Raw genomic sequence first — 17331 nt, 5'->3', positions numbered from 1 at the left:
AATTTAGTGCTTGCTTAATCGTGTTTGGAATTGTATATCTAACTAATAATTATTCCTATTCGTGATTAAGGTGTACATGAATAAGCGTTTATGCAAATTGAACCGACACGATATTACTAGCCAGCTTGGGGATATCCATCAGATTGTGGCTGCGCCAAAATTTCTTTGTCGCTCATGTGCTCGTTCATCATCGGATAAAAACACGCTGTGTAAGCCTGCTGCTATTCCGAGTGCATCGACAAAGCTTGTTTCGGAAGGGAAGAAACAACTGCGCTCTGGTACGTCAAATGGCATGACGGACAAAGGTAAAAAGGTCGCCAAGCGATCGGAAAAACAGAGCAAGAAAGCGTTAAAAAAACAGAAAAAAGTACTGAAGAAGTTAGAGAAAGTGCTGAAACAGCAGCAAAAACTGTTAAAGAAACACCCGACATTACAAGTAACGTTTGCCGATGTGAATCAACGAATTTCTGCGGTTAGTGAACGTTCACTACAACGGCAGATTCACTAAAAACAGATAGTTTACTAAAAATAGATGGTTTACTAAAAATAGATGGTTTACTGAAAACAGATAGTTTACTAAAAATAGATGGTTTACTGAAAACGGATGGTTTACTGAAAACAGATGGTGAGTTAACCCGAGCCACGTTAAGCCTCTTTTTCAACAACAAAGCCCGCGATGATAGCGGGCTTTGTTGTTTTCAGCGTTCAACCTGATTCAATGAGTACGGCTGGCAGCGACTTTGTGTTTTACCCAAGCTTCATTGACCCACAGTGAGAGCAAAATGATCACGCCGCCAATTGCAAGGCGCATTAAATCTACGTCGCGATTCCAAATCAGAATGTTCACCACTAATCCGGCGGGAACCAGCGCATTATTCATAATCGCTAGTGCGCCGGCATTGACTAAACAGGCTCCTTTGTTCCACACAAAGTAACCAAGCCCAGAAGCAATTACCCCTAAGTAGATCAAAATACCCCATTGCAGAGAGGTCGTGGGCAGTTTTTCACTATTACCAAACAGCAAAAATGCCACGCTTGCCACCACCAATGCTCCTAAGTAGAAGTAACCGAATACACTGTGTTGCGCTAAAGCGATGGTCTCTTTTTCCATGACGTATTTATAAGCCACTTGGCCGATAGCAAAACAGAGGTTAGCCCCTTGCACCACCAAAAAACCCAGCAAAAAGTGCTCGTTTATTGCCGCAAATTTAATAAAAACGGCACCGATTACGGCAATGGCCGCCGTCACTAAGTACCACGGAGAAAAGCGGCCTTTCAGTAGATCGTAGATCAGCGTGACGTAGATTGGCGTAAACACCGTAAACAGCAAAACTTCAGGAACCGATAGCAGTAAAAATGATTGATAGTAGAAACAGTACATCAGGCCCAGTTGAATTCCACCAATGGTCATCAACTTAGCGATCAACGGAGCGGGAACGGTTTTAAACCTGATCAAAGGTAGAAATACTAAGCTCGCTAATGCAACGCGCATCCAAACCGCGAACCAAGAATCAACTTGACCGGCGAGATAAACGCCGATCAAGCTAAATGAAAATGCCCAAAGTAGGGTGACTGCGGAGAGATAGGCCATAACAAACAACGCTGAACAGTAAATAACCCGCAGTCTAACCGAGTTTTGGCTTGTCGTCAGTCGTGAAGTGGTATTACAAGCATGTCGACTGGCGAACAGTTAATCAGTTGCCGAGTGGATGAGAGTAACTTGCTCCAAAAATCTTGATGATGACCGCAGACCACCAAATCTACACTGAATTCAGCGATAGTTTCGCATAGCTCATTACTGAGGTCACCGCTGCCTACTAGTGTATGGCGGATAGGGTATTGCGCGTGTTCCGCTAAGGCTTGCAGCTGTTTTTGTGACGCTTCCATCGCGTGATGTTGAGTTTCTGCTAAATTGATATCAATGAGTCCGGTATACAGCTCGGCATAGTTGACATCAATGTGAATGAAAGAAACGTCAGCATCGAGTGGTTTTGCCAGAGCAACGGCTTTGTCGACTAAGAGTTTACTGTCTTCTGAAAGATCAATGGCAACCAAAATATGTTGATAACTCATCGTATTATCTCCTGATGGGGTACTGATTAAAGATTAGCACTGAGGCCGAGAGTTTTTTGTTGTCGTGATCTCATATCCGCATACCTGACTCAAAGTGTTATGGTGAGGTTCATGGTATAGTCAATTCAAATCGTTACATAAACTAGGAGTCGACATGTTGTCACAAGCTATGGTTGAAAAACTGAATGAACAAATTAATCTGGAATTTTTTTCATCCAATCTATACTTACAAATGAGTGCTTGGTGTGAAGATAAAGGATTTGAAGGTGCTGCCGAGTTTTTACGCGCTCATGCCGTAGAAGAAATGCAGCACATGCAGCGTTTATTCACCTACGTGAGTGAAACGGGTGCACTGCCTATCCTTGGTGCGATCGCAGCGCCAAAACATAAGTTTACGAGCCTTGGTGAAGTGTTTCGCGAAACTTATCAACATGAGCAGATGATTACTCAGCAGATTAATAAACTCGCTCATGCGGCGTTCACATCTCAAGACTACTCAACGTTTAACTTCCTTCAGTGGTACGTTGCGGAGCAACATGAAGAAGAGAAGTTGTTTAAAGGGATTTTAGATAAGCTAGAGCTTGTGGGTGATGATGGTAAAGCGCTGTTCTTCATCGACAAAGACCTAGCCGCAATGGCAAAAGCCGGCTCATCTTCTGTAATGGATACCCAAGCTGTGTAATCGCAGCAGAAAGAGTATGAAGCGATCGTCTTTTTCTTTGGGTTCTATGCAAAGGTGTAGGGAGGAAAAGATGATCACTGGGGATACAATTTTATTTGCGCTAATGCTGGTCACTGGGGTTAACCTGGTCAGGTATCTTACTGCGCTACGCTCACTTATTTACATCATGCGTGAAGCTCATCCATTGCTTTATCAACAAGTGGATGGCGGTGGCTTTTTTACCACTCACGGTAATGTCACCAAGCAGGTTCGTCTTTTCCACTATTTGAAAAGTAAAGAGTATCACCATCACCACGATACGCTATTTACGGGCAAGTGCGATCGCGTTAGAGCGCTGTTTATCTTGTCAATGTCACTGCTGGCGGTGACGACCTTCGCGGCTTGTATCGTATAACTGAGCTTGTCATGGCATTGATTAAAGGAGCTATCGTGCTCCTTTTTTATCGTCTGTATAAAGTCATCGACTTATTTCTTTACTCTCATGCATCTTAATCGCACGACGACTATTATTAGCAAGAGCAATCCAAAAGGAGAAACATAATGGATGAAAAAGCTCTGCTCGTACGTTTGAATGAGTTACCTCGTATTCAACAAGTGTTGCAAGAACTGCTGGAGATGGTGAATAAGGAAGAGGTCGATTTTGGTTCACTTACAAAAAAAATCGCCATGGAACAAGTGTTGAGTGCACGGCTGCTTCGCCTAGCAAACTCAGCACATTTTGGCGGAAGCAGGACGGTTTCTTCTATTAACGATGCGGTGATCCGCGTGGGAAGTGGTTCGGTGCAAACGATGGTGGTAGCATCGGTATTATCCAGTGCTTTTCCTAAAATTGACACCTTGGATCTGCAGCAATATTGGTCCGATACCTTTGAGATTGCTATTATCGCCAGCAAGCTAGGTGCGGCCTGTAAACTCGATACCAATAGCGTCTTTACTACCGGTATTTTGCACAACATTGGTCAATTGATGATCCACACATTAGCGCCTCAAGAGGCGTTGAAAATTCGTCTTTGTGTTAATGCTGGTGAAAGTGAATTACAAGCCCAACATCAAATAATTGATACCGATGCAAATGTTTTGGGAGCAAAATTAGCCAAAGCGTGGAAGTTTCCTGATGAGATGGTCGATGCGATCGCCTATTCTGCCCAGCCAGAAAAAGCGCAGCTTTCACCAAAACTCGCCCGTGTCTTGCATTTTGCCCGTGATATTCACCATCAATGGGATATTCTGACCGAAAAAGAAAAACGCTTATTTCTGGCTGAGCACTCCGATGCTCGTGTGCTGGCAATCTCTGCCACATTTGCTGAAACCATCGACGCCGTTCGCGGAAAAGGGCGTGAGCTTGCCGAGCAGCTCGTCTAATACCGTCGCTGGTGGATTAACCTTGTCTTCACTCAATTAGTCGTTAAAATGTCCCCCATTGATAAGGATGTACGCCACCAGCGCTGCATCCTTTTTGTTTGTCATTAGGTGCGTGTGCGTCTAGTTAAATGAAGGTGAAAGCATGAGTCAGTCGTTTGATGTTGTCGTTATTGGTGCTGGCGCCGCCGGGCTAATGTGCGCCGCGCAAGCTGGCCTGCGTGGGCGCAGCGTATGCGTTCTCGATCATGCCAAAAAGCCTGGCCGTAAAATTTTGATCTCAGGTGGCGGTCGCTGTAATTTCACCAATTATGAACTATCGGCCGCCAACTATTTATGCCGCAATCCCCATTTCGTTAAATCAGCGTTATCGCAGTACAGCCAGTGGGACTTTATCTCGCTGGTCAGTAAATACAATATTGCGTTTGAAGAGCGCGATCATGGCCAGCTCTTTTGCCTTGATTCGGCGAAGGACATCGTCAATATGTTGCTAAAAGAGTGCGATTTACCGACGGTCAAGCTGCGTTATCAAGTCGAGATTCAATCGATAGATAAGGTGCCAAACGGCTTTCAGCTCACCACCAATGACGGGCCGATCGAGTGCCAGTCATTGGTAGTCGCAACGGGCGGCTTGTCGATGCCCAAGCTTGGTGCGACTCCTTTTGGTTATAAAATTGCAGAGCAGTTTGGACTGGCGGTGATCCCAACCACGGCCGGGCTCGTGCCTTTTACACTGCATAAACAAGATAAAGAAGATTTCGCCGAACTGGCCGGCATTGCCATTCCAACTGAAATCACTACTGAAGATGGCACAGTGTTTAAAGAAGCACTGCTGTTTACTCATCGTGGTTTATCTGGTCCGGCGGTGTTGCAAATTTCTTCTTACTGGAAAGCGGGGCAGAAGGTCAGTATCAACTTAGTGCCGGAAGTAGACATCGAGCGGCTATTGAATGAATCACGTGAAGCACACCCAAATCAAAGCTTAAAAAACACACTCGCGAAAGTACTGCCTAAGCGTTTGGTTGAAGTGCTGATTGAGCGCAAAGCTTTTGTCGATAAACCGCTCAAACAGTTAAACCCACACGAAATAACCGCTATCGCACACGACTTACAACATTGGCCGATTCTTCCCAATGGTACTGAAGGTTATCGCACAGCCGAAGTCACATTAGGTGGCGTAGACACCGATTGCCTCTCATCGAAAACCATGGAATGCAAATCGGTTCCGGGCCTCTATTTTATTGGTGAGGTAATGGATGTGACGGGCTGGCTTGGCGGCTATAATTTCCAGTGGTGTTGGTCAAGCGGCTATGTCGCCGGGCAGTGGGTGTAATTCAGCACACCTTGGTCCTTATGGTACTAAAATACTCCCATTATGGGTTTTGGTGCTGCTTTAGTAACTCGGTTGCTTCTTTAACACCAACCGGCCTGCCTAAATAATAGCCTTGACCGAATTGGCAACCAATGCTGTTAAGGTAATGACGTTGCTTTTCATCTTCAATGCCTTCGGCTGTAATGTTGAGTGACAGGCTTTTTCCCATGGCGACAACGGCGGCAACAATGGCGTTACTTTCCGAGTTGTCGGGTATGTCGTGAATAAAGGAGCGATCAATTTTAAGCTTCTGCAGCGGTAAGCCTTTTAAATACGATAGTGATGAGTAGCCCGTTCCAAAATCATCTAATGCGATACGAATGCCTTGTTCGACAATTTTTTGCAGGTCATGAATCGCTTTTTGTTGGTTTTCAATTAGAAAGCCTTCAGTGATCTCGAGTTCTAACTTGCATGCGGAAAATTGTGAGTGCGCTAAAATTGCCTTCAGTTTACTGAGAAAGTCAGCTTGCTTAAGCTGAATGGTTGAAATATTAATAGCCAAAGTATCGATATGATACCCATCATCGAACCATTTTTTTCCTTGTTCGCAAGCCGTACGCAGTACCCACTCTCCAATTGAAGTAATGAGGCCAGATTTTTCGGCAATCGGAATAAATTCGGCGGGAGAAACTTGACCAAGCTGAGGGTGTTGCCAACGAATCAGGGCTTCAAAACCGAGCAATTTGTTACTGCTTAGTTCAAATTGGGGCTGATAGACGAGATAAAATTGGTCATGCTCCAGCGCTTGGTATAGTGCTGATTGCAAGCGGATTTGCGTTAAGGCTATGTCAGTCAGTTCTGGTGAGTAGAACGCATAACCATTGCGGCCATTTTTTTTCGCTTGATCCATGGCTGTGTCAGCATTTTTTAATAATGCTTCTGGTGTCTCACCATCTTGTGGGTAGATTGCCACACCGATACTTGTCGATAAACGTAATGACTCTTCCCCGAGCACAATATTCTGTTCAAAAATCGAAAAAATCTTAGAGATAATGGGGCTTAAGTGACTATCTTGAGCAAGGTGGGTTAATAATATTACAAATTCATCACTACCAATTCGTGCAAGGTGATCCGTATCGGTCAAGCAGGTTTTGAGGCGATTGGCAATCTCAATAAGTGCCTGATCGCCACTATAATGGCCAAAGCTGTCATTAATATGCTTAAAGTGGTCGATATCTAAAAACAGTATGGCGAATGACTCCCCAATTTTTTGGCTATGTTTGATTTGTACTGCCATTTCTCGTAGAGCGGTTGTTCGGTTGGGTAGCGTCGTCAATACATCAAAATGCGCCAACTGTTTGATGGTTTCTTCGTGCTCGCGGCGAAGGGAAATATCTTCAAAAACACAAATGTAATTGACCACTTCTAGTTCATTATCAAATACCGGAGTAATGGTCGATAACTGAGGATAGAGGCTACCGTTTTTGCGGCGATTAACAAATTCACCTTTCCACGGCTTTTTATCGCGGATGGTTTGCCATATCTGCTGGTAAAAGGAGGCATCATGATAACCCGACTGTAGAATGCGCGGATTGTTACCTAGTACTTCTTCTGCTTGGTACCCCGTAATGGCACTAAAGGCAACATTGACGCTGATAATGTTGCCTTGTGCATCCGTGATCACGACACCTTCACGTGAATGATTAAATATTTGTGTGGTGAGGTTGAGTTGGTTTTCGATTTGGTGATAGCGGGAGATATCTCTAGTCATGCCGAGCACGCCAAGCAAGGTATGCCCATCAGTAGAATAAACCGGGGATTTGCTTGTTTCGTACCAGTGCTGTTGTTCGTTGGAGGTAAGTTGTGAGCAGCGGTCGGTTACTAAAGGTCGTTTTTGGTCTACAACCCATTGATCTGCTTCGATGAATTTCTGAGCAAGTTCAGCGTCAAAAAGTTGCTCATCCGTGCTGCCTACAATGTGTGACTTTTTTTTGTTCCAAGCTTGTTCTACAGCCTTGTTACACAGTACATACACGCCGTTCAGATCTTTTAACCAAACATGCTCATCAAGACTGTCTAAAAATTCCTGTAAGCTCGGGAGCTGGTTGTTAGGTTTTTTATTCATCATCGTCACACTTCGTTACTTAGTGCGATAGCTATCGCAGTGTATCAGTATAGCAGAGCTGAACAGCGCAACAGAGCCACAATTTAGCCTTCATTGAGGGTTGGCAGTGTTTTTTTTTGCTTCATTTGCTGTACTAATAATCCCAACATAATAAATATCAAACCGATTAGCGTTGTCGGGTGAATGGCTTCCCCGATAATCGTTGCTAGCAGAATGAGCGAGATAAATGGGGAGGCAAAGATTAGGTTGCTGATGCGTGCGGTGTTTTGCGTCAGTTTGAGAGCGCTTAGCCACAAAACAAAGGTGATCCCCATTTCAAACAAGCCGACATAAGTGACAGCTGCCCATCCTTGAAGGCTAATGTGCTGCCATTGTGCTCCTTCATAATAACTAAGCACAAAAGCAAGCGGAGTCGCGACTAAGAAGCCGAGTAGTACGCCAACAACAGGATCCGCTTGGTTTTTGGTATTTAAAATCCAGTATCCTGCCCAAAGCAAAGTGGATAAAAGCGCTAGCCCAACACCCAGCGGGCTATCAAACTGCATGGCTAAAATATCACCCTTAGTCGCGATAACCACCACACCAAAATAGCTCAGTGCACACGCTATCCAATCTTGTTTACGAATGGTTTGTCCTAAAAATACAGCGGCCATCAGTGTCAGGGTGATGGCCCAACTGTAGTTGATTGCTTGCGCTTGAGAGGCGGGCAGCAGTGAGTAGGCCTTAAACAGAATGAGGTAGTATGCGAGAGGGTTAATTAAGCCCAATAACAAGTAATACCAAGGATTAGCGAGAAAGGTATTCACCACTTGGTTGAGCTTGCCTTGCAGCGCGCAAATGCCCAGCAGTACGCAGCCAGAGACAGCACTCGCAACCGTGAGCATCTGGATCGGCGTTAATTCAGCCAGCGTAAGTTTGAAAGCCGTGGCAACCGTTGACCACAATAATACGGCAGATAAGCCAAAGCCGAGTGCGCGTCGTTCGTCCATGAATCCTCGTTAGAATAATTGTTGAAATAGTGTTCAGCGGCGCAAGTCTATAGTTTGCTGTTAACTTGTACAAACTGGACATTTATCCAGTATCGAAATACCATTTGTCCATGACTGATAAAATGAGTTAACCCGTTATCATGCAATGGATTATCGAAAATCAAGCGTTAGTGCTTTCAACGTTAAGCAGCGCCGTGCTGAGCGGCTCAGTGGCTGGCTGGTGGGTTAAGCAGAAGCTCAATTTGAAAAGTGAGTTATTACAACAGCAGTTAGAGACTCATCAAGCCCATCATCAGCAGCAGATAATCGAACTCAAACAAGCTTTGCAGCAGGCGCGACAAGAGCTAGATGAGCTGGATGAAGAACGAGATAAAGCCGCATTTGAGCTTAAGCAATCGCACGGGAAATTCATGGCCGCGATGGAAAAGTTGCGCTATTTCGAAGTGGTCAAGCAAGAGCGGCAACAGAGCATGGAAGATGCGCACGCTCTGCGTGAGCAGAAATCACAACTTGAGGCTCAACTGCGTGAGCAAGAAGCGCGGCATGAACAGCAAATTCAATCGAGCCAAGAAAAACTACAGTTACTTGAACACGCAGAGGAACGCCTAAAGCAGCAGTTTGAGCAGCTAGCTAATCAGTTATTTGAAGTCAAAACCGCGAAAGTTGATCAGCAGAACCGTCAAAGTTTGGAAGGGCTACTTTCTCCACTGAAAGAGCAGCTCGAAGGGTTTAAAAAGCAGGTCAATGACAGCTTCAATCATGAAGCGAAAGAGCGCCATACGTTGGTTCATGAATTGAAAAACTTACAACGCCTCAATGAACAGATGGCGCAAGAGGCACTCAATTTGACCCAAGCGCTGAAAGGTGACAATAAACAGCAAGGCAATTGGGGTGAAGTGGTTCTCGCGCGGGTGCTGACCGAATCAGGCCTGCGTGAAGGGCACGAATATCACACTCAAGTCAGTTTGCAAAACGAGGCGGGTAAGCGCTATCAACCGGATGTGATCGTCAATTTGCCACACGACAAACAGGTGGTGATTGACTCGAAAATGGCGCTGGTGGCTTATGAGCGTTATTTCCATGCTCAAACTGAAACAGAACGTGCCCGCGCATTAAGTGAGCATTTACTTGCACTGCGCGCCCATATAAAAGGACTCGGTCAGAAAGATTATCATCAGCTCAAAGGGCTACAAAGTTTGGATTACGTGCTGATGTTTATTCCCGTCGAACCTGCATTCCAAGTGGCGATTCAAGCTGATCCCAGCTTGGTAAAAGAGGCGATGGAGCAAAATATTTTGCTGGTTAGCCCAACCACCTTGTTGGTTGCGCTGCGTACGATCGATAATTTATGGCGCAATGATCGACAAAACCAGAACGCGAAGTTGATCGCTGAGCGGGCCAGCAAATTGTACGATAAATTACGCTTGTTTATGGAGGATATGGAAGGGCTGGGCGGCGCGTTAGACCGTGCAAACCAAAACTATCAAGGGGCGATGAATAAGCTCGCGACAGGGCGTGGCAACGCACTGCGTCAAGCCGAAAGTTTTAAACAACTTGGCGTCGAGATAAAACGTTCCATAAACAGTGAATGGGTCGAACAAGCACAAAATGAGGCATGGGCAGACAGTGCGGTGGAAAATGCACCTTTAGTAGAAAGACATCACGCTGAGGATAAAGTAAACTGATCGCTCGCAGTCGCCTTTAACAACACAGTGCTGCCCAAGAGGAACCTTCATGACGGATACCAGCGTGCAATCAAAAACAGCATTAGAGACACAAAATACCACTCACTTTGGTTTTGAAACCGTAGCGAAAGAAGAAAAAGTCGCCAAAGTCGCGCAAGTTTTTCACTCGGTTGCGGCCAAATACGACATGATGAATGACCTGATGTCTGGTGGTATTCATCGCTTATGGAAGCGTTTTACCATTGATTGCAGTGGCGCTCGCCCGGGCCAACGTATTTTGGATCTTGGTGGTGGTACGGGCGATCTCACCGCCAAATTTTCACGCATTGTGGGCGAAAAAGGTCATGTTATTCTGGCTGATATCAACAACTCGATGCTCAATGTCGGACGCGATAAATTGCGTGATAAAGGTGTAGTGGGCAACGTACATTACGTGCAAGCCAATGCCGAAGAACTGCCTTTTCCTGATAACTATTTCGACTGCATTACCATCAGTTTTTGCCTGCGTAATGTGACGGACAAAGATAAAGCGCTGAGCTCGATGTTCCGCGTTTTAAAACCGGGTGGCCGTTTGTTGGTACTTGAGTTCTCCAAGCCAGTGCTTGAGCCATTATCCAAAGTATACGATGCGTATTCGTTCCATCTCTTGCCGAAAATGGGCCAAATCATTGCCAATGATGCCGACAGCTACCGCTATCTTGCGGAATCTATCCGCATGCATCCCGATCAAGAAACCTTAAAAGGGATGATGGATCAGGTTGGTTTTGAGCAAACGAGTTACTACAACTTAACGGGCGGTATTGTTGCGCTGCACCGTGGTTACAAATTCTAAGGATTAAGCATGCCGTTTGAGCCTTTAGTCACCGCTGCGATTGAGACCACACTCAACACCTTAATTCAAGACGACCCTGAATTGGTGCGCCGATTATCGCGCCTGAAAGGGCAAGTCATCCAAGTGCATCTCAAAGAGTTCAATAAAACGCTGACCTTCATTTTTAGCCAGCAAATTGATGTGTTAGCGGCTTACGAAGGCGAGTCGAATTGCTATTTGTCGCTCAATGTTTCCATTTTGCCCGAGCTACGCGAGCAAGCGAACATCACCCAACTGATCAAACAAGATAAGTTGGTGCTGGAGGGCGATATTCAACTGGCGCAAAAATTTGCTCAGCTGATCACTGATTGCAAACCGGATGTTGAAGAGTGGTTGTCACGCCTGACGGGCGATGTGCTGGCTCACGCCTTAGTGCAGGGTGTGAAAGACATCGGCCAAGCGCTGCAATCACAACAAACTAAGTATCAGAACCATCTCAGCCAAGTGTTAACGGAAGAGTGGCGTTTATTGCCCAGCTCGCTCGAGGTGGCCTATTTTTGTGACCAAGTGGATGATCTTAGTAGCCAAGCGGCGCGTATCGAAGCCAAAATTCAACACTTGTTGGAGCAAGCATGACGCCAACTGAACTCAAGCGGTTGTACCGAATTATCAAGGTACAATTGGAATATGGTCTAGATGAATTGTTGCCAGAACATCAACTTACTAAAGCGCCAATATTAGCGCGCAAAGGATTGTTTTGGATTAAAAATCAGCATGCGGACAAACCACTAGGTGAGCGCTTGCGCTTAGCCTTGCAAGAGCTTGGCCCAGTATGGATTAAGTTTGGTCAGATGATGTCAACGCGGCGTGACCTGTTTCCACCTCACATCGCAGACCAACTTGCGTTACTGCAAGATAAAGTCGCTCCGTTTGATGGTGTACTTGCTAAAACTCAGATGGAAAAAGCGCTGGGCGGCGCTTTAGAAACTTGGTTTGATGAATTTGATATTGAACCGCTTGCTTCGGCGTCGATTGCTCAAGTCCATACCGCCAAACTCAAATCATCTGGCCGGGAAATCGTACTCAAGGTGATTCGGCCAGATATTCGGCCAGTGATTGATGCCGATATCAAACTCATGTATCGCATGGCGAAAATTGTTGCCAAAGCATTACCTGAAGCAAGGCGACTGAAGCCCGTTGAAGTGGTGCGTGAATATGAAAAAACTCTGCTTGCTGAACTCGACCTACGCCGAGAAGCCGCCAACGCCATTCAACTGCGTCGTAACTTTGAAAATAGTGAAGAGTTATACATTCCAGAGATAATTCCTGACTTTAGTAATGAAACTGTCATGGTTTCTGAGCGAATATACGGCATTCAAGTTTCTGATATTGAAGGTTTAGCGGCCAACGGCACTAATATGAAGTTGCTTGCTGAACGCGGAGTGAGCGTATTCTTTACCCAAGTGTTCCGCGACAGTTTTTTCCATGCCGATATGCACCCGGGCAATGTCTTTGTTAATCCCGCGCATCCTGACAATCCACAATGGATTGGCTTAGATTGTGGTATTGTCGGTACCTTAAACAGTGAAGATAAACGTTATTTAGCCGAAAACTTCTTAGCTTTTTTCAACCGAGATTACCGCCGAGTGGCACAATTGCACGTTGATTCTGGTTGGGTTCCACGTGAAACCAACATCGATGAATTTGAGTTTGCTATTCGCGTGGTCTGTGAGCCAATTTTTGCCAAGCCATTGTGCGAAATCTCATTTGGTCACGTGTTGCTAAACTTGTTTAACACGGCTCGTCGCTTCAATATGGAAGTGCAGCCGCAATTGGTCTTGCTGCAAAAAACGTTATTGTATGTCGAAGGGTTAGGGCGTCAGCTTTATCCTCAATTGGATTTGTGGCAAACCGCTAAACCATTTTTAGAAAAATGGATGATGAACCAAGTTGGGCCGCAAGCGTTTATCCGTGCAGTGAAAGAGCGAGCTCCGCTTTGGGCTGAAAAATTACCTGAATTGCCAGAGCTGCTATACGATAGCCTCAAACAAGGTAAAGCAATCAACCAAAGGTTGGATCAGCTGTACCAAGGTTATCGAAAAAGTAAACGCCAGCAGACAACTGGAAAGTTTTTATTTGGTATTGGCGCCACTTTGGTCGTATGCTCGGCGATATTAGTGACCAGTGCTTATCAGCCGTTTGCAATAACCAGTGCGATTGCAGGTGTTGTATTTTGGCTACTCAGTTGGAGTGCTTACCGTCGTTAAGCTGTCTTTTATTTGAAATCAATTTGTTGAGAAATTCCTGAGGTGTAGAGAATGGGTGGTATCAGTATTTGGCAACTTCTAATTATTGCCGTGATTGTTGTATTACTATTTGGAACCAAGAAACTGCGTGGTATCGGTAGCGATCTCGGTGGTGCGGTTAAGGGGTTCAAAAAGGCGATGAGTGATGAAGAGCCTGCCAAGAAAGACGCAGATTTTGAACCTAAAAATATCGAGCAGCAGAAGACAGAAGCGACTGCTGAAACTAAAAAAGATAAAGAGCAGGCCTAATACGTGTTTGATATCGGTTTCTGGGAGCTGGTATTAATATCGGTTGTCGCGTTGGTCGTTCTTGGCCCTGAGCGTTTACCTCATGCTATTCGCAGTGTGGCAAAATTTGTTAGCACGGCAAAGAACATGGCGAACAGTGTCAAAGATGAATTAGCACATGAGCTCAAAATTCAAGAGCTGCAAGAAAACTTGCGTAAAGCAGAGCAAATGGGGATGGAAAATTTATCTCCAGAGCTGAAATCTTCTGTGGATCAGCTCAAGCAGGCTGCGCAAGATGTACAACGCCCTTATGCGAACTCATCGCCCTCTGAAACAAAAACAGAGTACGATGAACAAAGCGTTGAAGTGATTCCCGCTACAACGATTTCGTCGCCTGAAACGGCCGATAAGAAAGCCGACTCATCTCTGTAGGAGGAGTTATTGCTACCACTGTAACTCCTCCTCTTATGCTCTATTTATACGAGGTTCGATATGTCTTCCGTTGAGCAGACACAGCCTTTAATCAGTCACTTGCTAGAGCTACGCGATCGTTTATTGCGTTCAATAGCTGCGGTGATCGTGATTTTTATCGGCTTAGTCTATTTCTCTAGCGACATCTACGATTTTGTCTCCAAACCATTGGTTGAGCGTTTGCCTGAAGGGGCGACGATGATTGCGACCGATGTTGCCTCGCCCTTTTTCACGCCACTCAAACTTACTTTGATTGCGTCCGCTTTTCTCGCGGTGCCTTTTATCCTTTATCAAATCTGGGCCTTTGTCGCTCCAGGTTTGTATAAGCATGAACGCCGTTTAGTCATGCCATTGATGTTTTCAAGCTCGTTGTTGTTCTATTGCGGTGTGGCGTTTGCGTACTTTGTGGTATTTCCACTGGTGTTTGGCTTTTTTACGGCCATCTCTTTAGGCGGTGTTGAGTTTGCAACGGACATTGCCAGTTATCTCGATTTTGTGCTTGCGCTCTTTTTTGCTTTTGGTATCGCCTTTGAGGTTCCCGTCGCCATCATTTTACTGTGTTGGACGGGGGCGACGACGCCGAAAACCTTGAGTGAGAAAAGGCCTTATATCGTGGTTGGGGCATTTGTGGTGGGTATGTTACTGACGCCGCCTGATATGGTGTCGCAAACCTTGCTCGCCATTCCGATGTGTTTATTGTTTGAGGTTGGACTTTTCTTTGCTCGTTTTTATGTGCGCAAAGATGAGGAAGAGCCGGAAGATGAAAGTCATTAATACATGAAAAAAGCGGCGAATAGCCGCTTTTTTTGTACCTATGATAGTGGACTATTTAATCTTCAAAAGATAACCGCACTGAGAGCATCGATAGACTTCCTTGATGCCCAGCAGTTTTTGCCAGAAGGTTCGATGTTGACGTTGTAAGTGATTACCATGTTCACACATATTAGCCACGTTTATGTGTTAAAATTTTGCCGCATACTATAGTGTTTACATGGTTGATTTTGTGATTGGCATCACATTAATCAATGTTTCGTCCTGTCTGTAGTTCTGTACATTACAATTTAAACAGTGAGTTAGCATTAGTGTTTGTAATGTTATTCACTTCAACCAACGAGAGTTCGGTGAGTTCTGCGATGCGTTTGGCAACTAGCGTTGTGTAAGCTGGTTCGTTGCGCTTACCTCTGTGAGGGACAGGGGCTAAATAGGGACAATCTGTTTCTAGCAGAACAAAGTTCATATCGAGATGCGGTAATACTTTATCCATGCCACCATTTTTAAACGTTGATACACCACCAATCCCAAGATGAAACCCTAGCTCATTAATTGCTTTAGCTTCTTCAAGCGTGCCGCCAAAACAGTGGAATACACCGCTAAGTGAGCCATCTTGCTCTTTTTCCAGCAGTTGTAGAGTTTGAGTGATGGAATCACGGGTGTGGATGACAACAGGCAAATTGCGCTCTTTGGCCCAATTAAGTTGAGTGACGAAAGCCATCTCTTGTTCGGCCTGAAAGGTTTTGTCCCAATACAGATCAATGCCAATTTCACCAATGGCGATAAAAGGGTGTTTATCTAGCCAAGATTCTATAACCGCTAGCGTTTGCTTCACATTTCCATCCACATGGCATGGGTGCAGCCCCATCATCGATCGGCAAAGTTCAGGGTAAGCCGCTTCTGTTTTAAGCATAGGCTCAATGGAGGCAAGATCGATATTGGGCAACAAAATAGCCTCAATGCCTTGCGCTTTAGCGCGTTGTACGACCTCATCTCGATCGTGATCAAATTCAGTGGCATAAATGTGAGCGTGAGTGTCAATCATGGTGAGTCTCGATAAACAGCGAATGGGAGAACAGTATACGGAAGTGTGAGCCTGAGGTCATTTTTCTGATTTTTGTCGATTGGCGCTAGCGTCAAAAAGCGAGAGTGATATGATTTCGCCACACTTGAGCGATAGCGGTAGTGAAGAAAGAGTGCTTTCTCACACCGCGTATAAACAAGGAGAAGAGAGTGTCAGTATCCATTCAAGGTCAGTTCCCAGGGCGTCGCATGCGTCGCCTACGCAAGCATGATTTTAGCCGCCGTTTGATGGCTGAGAATCAGTTATCGGTTAATGATTTAATTTATCCCATGTTTATTTTGATGGGTAAAGATCGCCGCGAGCCAGTGGAGTCTATGCCCGGTATTGAGCGTCTCTCTATCGACTTAATGCTCGAAGAAGCGCTGTATTTGGCTAATCTCGGCGTGCCAGCCATCGCACTTTTTCCAGTGGTTAATCAAGATGCTAAAAGTTTGTGTGCTGCTGAAGCGCATAATCCTGACGGCTTAGTGCAACGTGCGGTGAAATTATTAAAAGAGCATATACCACAAATGGGTGTCATTACCGACGTTGCGCTGGATCCTTTCACGACCCATGGCCAAGATGGCATCATCGATGACAGTGGCTATGTGATGAATGATGAGACCACCGAGGTGTTGATCAAACAAGCGCTGTCTCACGCTGCAGCCGGTGCCGATGTGGTTGCCCCTTCCGATATGATGGATGGACGAATTGGTAAGATCCGCGAAGCGCTTGAAGAGGCGGGTTTTATTCATACACAGATCATGGCTTACTCTGCGAAATATGCGTCATGTTATTACGGTCCATTCCGCGATGCGGTTGGTTCTTCTTCAAACCTGAAAGGGGGCAATAAGAAAAACTATCAGATGGATCCGGCCAACAGCGATGAAGCCATTCACGAAGTGGCGATGGATATCAATGAAGGGGCTGACATGGTGATGGTGAAGCCCGGCATGCCATACCTTGATGTGGTGCGCCGCGTGAAATCCGAATTACAAGTTCCTACGTTTGCGTACCAAGTGTCTGGCGAATATGCGATGCATAAAGCGGCCATTTTAAATGGTTGGCTTAAAGAGCGTGAAACCGTAATGGAGTCATTATTGTGCTTTAAACGCGCTGGGGCAGACGGAATTTTAACCTATTTTGCGAAAGACGTTGCACAGTGGCTGGCAGAAGATAACGCCAAAGCGGCACAATATTTACATCAGGATAACTAAGTTATGAATTTAGGTAGGTGAGCGGTTTTTCCTATCTATTTGAAAATAAAATAAAAAATTTCTCATGAAATCGATGGGCAGTTTTTTTTAGCATGATTAGAAAATAAATGAGATTTTTTCTCATTTAGGGCTTGATAATTAAATGAGAATCATTATTATCAACTATGTCTTAGGGAATGAAGAAGTTCACAAGGGCGTCGAGTGTACGATTAACGAATTGCTAGGTGTTAAAAGTTACA

Annotated in this window: 18 protein-coding genes; 13 read left to right on the top strand and 5 right to left on the bottom strand. The window is 45.2% G+C overall.

Going from position 1 to position 17331, the window contains the following annotated elements; translation table 11 throughout:
• Nucleotides 1-61: 61 nt before the first annotated feature.
• Entirely contained in the window at nt 62-508 is a 447-nt protein-coding gene (locus tag CCZ37_RS13085) for a hypothetical protein (protein ID WP_094500753.1), read from the top strand.
• Nucleotides 509-715: 207 nt separating this feature from the next.
• Here the strand turns inward: CCZ37_RS13085 and CCZ37_RS13080 are convergent, their stop codons facing one another.
• Both CCZ37_RS13080 and CCZ37_RS13075 read right to left on the bottom strand, forming a co-directional pair.
• On the bottom strand, nt 716-1591 hold the full coding sequence (locus CCZ37_RS13080; protein WP_094145081.1) for a carboxylate/amino acid/amine transporter: 876 nt from the start codon (nt 1589-1591) through the stop codon (nt 716-718).
• A 56-nt stretch (nt 1592-1647) separates the two neighbouring features.
• A complete protein-coding gene (locus CCZ37_RS13075; RefSeq protein ID WP_010319581.1) occupies nt 1648-2073 on the bottom strand; it encodes a universal stress protein in 426 nt (141 codons plus the stop codon).
• Nucleotides 2074-2227: 154 nt separating this feature from the next.
• Here CCZ37_RS13075 and ftnA point away from each other — a divergent pair, with 154 nt between their 5' ends.
• The 4 genes from ftnA to CCZ37_RS13055 all read left to right on the top strand — a co-directional run bounded on the left by ftnA (nt 2228) and on the right by CCZ37_RS13055 (nt 5447).
• Complete coding sequence (gene ftnA, locus CCZ37_RS13070) at nt 2228-2755, top strand: non-heme ferritin (protein ID WP_013855622.1); 528 nt, start codon at nt 2228-2230, stop codon at nt 2753-2755.
• A gap of 70 nt (nt 2756-2825) precedes the next feature.
• On the top strand, nt 2826-3149 hold the full coding sequence (gene uspB, locus CCZ37_RS13065; RefSeq protein WP_094500752.1) for a universal stress protein UspB: 324 nt from the start codon (nt 2826-2828) through the stop codon (nt 3147-3149).
• Between the two features lie 146 nt (nt 3150-3295).
• The gene (locus tag CCZ37_RS13060; protein WP_094500751.1) at nt 3296-4117 is read left to right on the top strand and encodes an HDOD domain-containing protein; all 822 of its coding nucleotides are present in this window, start codon (nt 3296-3298) and stop codon (nt 4115-4117) included.
• Between the two features lie 142 nt (nt 4118-4259).
• Nucleotides 4260-5447: a BaiN/RdsA family NAD(P)/FAD-dependent oxidoreductase gene (locus CCZ37_RS13055; protein WP_094500750.1), complete on the top strand. Its 1188-nt coding sequence runs from the start codon at nt 4260-4262 to the stop codon at nt 5445-5447.
• A gap of 40 nt (nt 5448-5487) precedes the next feature.
• On the opposite strand, the gene CCZ37_RS13050 is transcribed toward CCZ37_RS13055, so the two are convergent.
• A complete protein-coding gene (locus CCZ37_RS13050; RefSeq protein WP_094500749.1) occupies nt 5488-7554 on the bottom strand; it encodes a sensor domain-containing protein in 2067 nt (688 codons plus the stop codon).
• A gap of 80 nt (nt 7555-7634) precedes the next feature.
• On the bottom strand, nt 7635-8540 hold the full coding sequence (locus tag CCZ37_RS13045) for a DMT family transporter (protein WP_094500748.1): 906 nt from the start codon (nt 8538-8540) through the stop codon (nt 7635-7637).
• 140 nt (nt 8541-8680) lie between these two features.
• On the opposite strand from CCZ37_RS13045, the gene rmuC reads away from it, so the two are divergent.
• From rmuC to tatC, 7 genes are read left to right on the top strand one after another with little or no spacing between them, the layout of a single operon-like run.
• Nucleotides 8681-10225: a DNA recombination protein RmuC gene (gene rmuC, locus CCZ37_RS13040; protein WP_094500747.1), complete on the top strand. Its 1545-nt coding sequence runs from the start codon at nt 8681-8683 to the stop codon at nt 10223-10225.
• A gap of 49 nt (nt 10226-10274) precedes the next feature.
• Nucleotides 10275-11057: a bifunctional demethylmenaquinone methyltransferase/2-methoxy-6-polyprenyl-1,4-benzoquinol methylase UbiE gene (gene ubiE, locus CCZ37_RS13035; RefSeq protein ID WP_010319838.1), complete on the top strand. Its 783-nt coding sequence runs from the start codon at nt 10275-10277 to the stop codon at nt 11055-11057.
• A 9-nt stretch (nt 11058-11066) separates the two neighbouring features.
• Entirely contained in the window at nt 11067-11672 is a 606-nt protein-coding gene (locus CCZ37_RS13030; protein ID WP_094500746.1) for a ubiquinone biosynthesis accessory factor UbiJ, read from the top strand.
• Nucleotides 11669-13303 (top strand): ubiquinone biosynthesis regulatory protein kinase UbiB, encoded by a 1635-nt coding sequence (gene ubiB, locus CCZ37_RS13025; RefSeq protein WP_094500745.1) that lies wholly within the window; start codon nt 11669-11671, stop codon nt 13301-13303. Before CCZ37_RS13030 ends, ubiB begins: the two co-directional genes overlap by 4 nt.
• Before the next feature lie 51 nt (nt 13304-13354).
• Nucleotides 13355-13591, top strand: a complete 237-nt coding sequence (gene tatA, locus CCZ37_RS13020) for a Sec-independent protein translocase subunit TatA (protein ID WP_010319841.1) — start codon at nt 13355-13357, stop codon at nt 13589-13591.
• A 3-nt stretch (nt 13592-13594) separates the two neighbouring features.
• On the top strand, nt 13595-14002 hold the full coding sequence (tatB, locus tag CCZ37_RS13015; RefSeq protein ID WP_094500744.1) for a Sec-independent protein translocase protein TatB: 408 nt from the start codon (nt 13595-13597) through the stop codon (nt 14000-14002).
• Nucleotides 14003-14062: 60 nt separating this feature from the next.
• Nucleotides 14063-14815: a twin-arginine translocase subunit TatC gene (gene tatC / locus CCZ37_RS13010; RefSeq protein ID WP_010319843.1), complete on the top strand. Its 753-nt coding sequence runs from the start codon at nt 14063-14065 to the stop codon at nt 14813-14815.
• 280 nt (nt 14816-15095) lie between these two features.
• Here tatC and CCZ37_RS13000 read toward each other — a convergent pair whose 3' ends face one another.
• A complete protein-coding gene (locus CCZ37_RS13000; protein ID WP_094500743.1) occupies nt 15096-15857 on the bottom strand; it encodes a TatD family hydrolase in 762 nt (253 codons plus the stop codon).
• A gap of 188 nt (nt 15858-16045) precedes the next feature.
• Between CCZ37_RS13000 and hemB the strand changes: the two genes are divergently transcribed.
• Complete coding sequence (hemB, locus tag CCZ37_RS12995) at nt 16046-17092, top strand: porphobilinogen synthase (protein ID WP_094500742.1); 1047 nt, start codon at nt 16046-16048, stop codon at nt 17090-17092.
• The last annotated feature ends 239 nt before the right edge of the window (nt 17093-17331 follow it).

Origin of the sequence: Vibrio qinghaiensis (assembly GCF_002257545.1) — a bacterium.
Classification (GTDB): domain Bacteria; phylum Pseudomonadota; class Gammaproteobacteria; order Enterobacterales; family Vibrionaceae; genus Vibrio; species Vibrio ordalii.
This window is presented reverse-complemented; position numbering and strand designations above follow the sequence as displayed.

Excerpts from the sequence above, each read along its gene's own strand:
- ubiB (WP_094500745.1), top strand. The coding sequence starts at position 11,669 with ATGACGCCAACTGAACTCAAGCGGTTGTACCGAATTATCAAGGTACAA.
- uspB (WP_094500752.1), top strand. The coding sequence starts at position 2,826 with ATGATCACTGGGGATACAATTTTATTTGCGCTAATGCTGGTCACTGGG.
- rmuC (WP_094500747.1), top strand. The coding sequence starts at position 8,681 with ATGCAATGGATTATCGAAAATCAAGCGTTAGTGCTTTCAACGTTAAGC.
- CCZ37_RS13045 (WP_094500748.1), bottom strand. The coding sequence starts at position 8,540 with ATGGACGAACGACGCGCACTCGGCTTTGGCTTATCTGCCGTATTATTG.
- CCZ37_RS13080 (WP_094145081.1), bottom strand. The coding sequence starts at position 1,591 with ATGGCCTATCTCTCCGCAGTCACCCTACTTTGGGCATTTTCATTTAGC.
- CCZ37_RS13030 (WP_094500746.1), top strand. The coding sequence starts at position 11,067 with ATGCCGTTTGAGCCTTTAGTCACCGCTGCGATTGAGACCACACTCAAC.
- CCZ37_RS13060 (WP_094500751.1), top strand. The coding sequence starts at position 3,296 with ATGGATGAAAAAGCTCTGCTCGTACGTTTGAATGAGTTACCTCGTATT.
- tatA (WP_010319841.1), top strand. The coding sequence starts at position 13,355 with ATGGGTGGTATCAGTATTTGGCAACTTCTAATTATTGCCGTGATTGTT.
- CCZ37_RS13050 (WP_094500749.1), bottom strand. The coding sequence starts at position 7,554 with ATGATGAATAAAAAACCTAACAACCAGCTCCCGAGCTTACAGGAATTT.
- CCZ37_RS13000 (WP_094500743.1), bottom strand. The coding sequence starts at position 15,857 with ATGATTGACACTCACGCTCACATTTATGCCACTGAATTTGATCACGAT.
- CCZ37_RS13075 (WP_010319581.1), bottom strand. The coding sequence starts at position 2,073 with ATGAGTTATCAACATATTTTGGTTGCCATTGATCTTTCAGAAGACAGT.
- tatC (WP_010319843.1), top strand. The coding sequence starts at position 14,063 with ATGTCTTCCGTTGAGCAGACACAGCCTTTAATCAGTCACTTGCTAGAG.
- ftnA (WP_013855622.1), top strand. The coding sequence starts at position 2,228 with ATGTTGTCACAAGCTATGGTTGAAAAACTGAATGAACAAATTAATCTG.
- CCZ37_RS13055 (WP_094500750.1), top strand. The coding sequence starts at position 4,260 with ATGAGTCAGTCGTTTGATGTTGTCGTTATTGGTGCTGGCGCCGCCGGG.
- ubiE (WP_010319838.1), top strand. The coding sequence starts at position 10,275 with ATGACGGATACCAGCGTGCAATCAAAAACAGCATTAGAGACACAAAAT.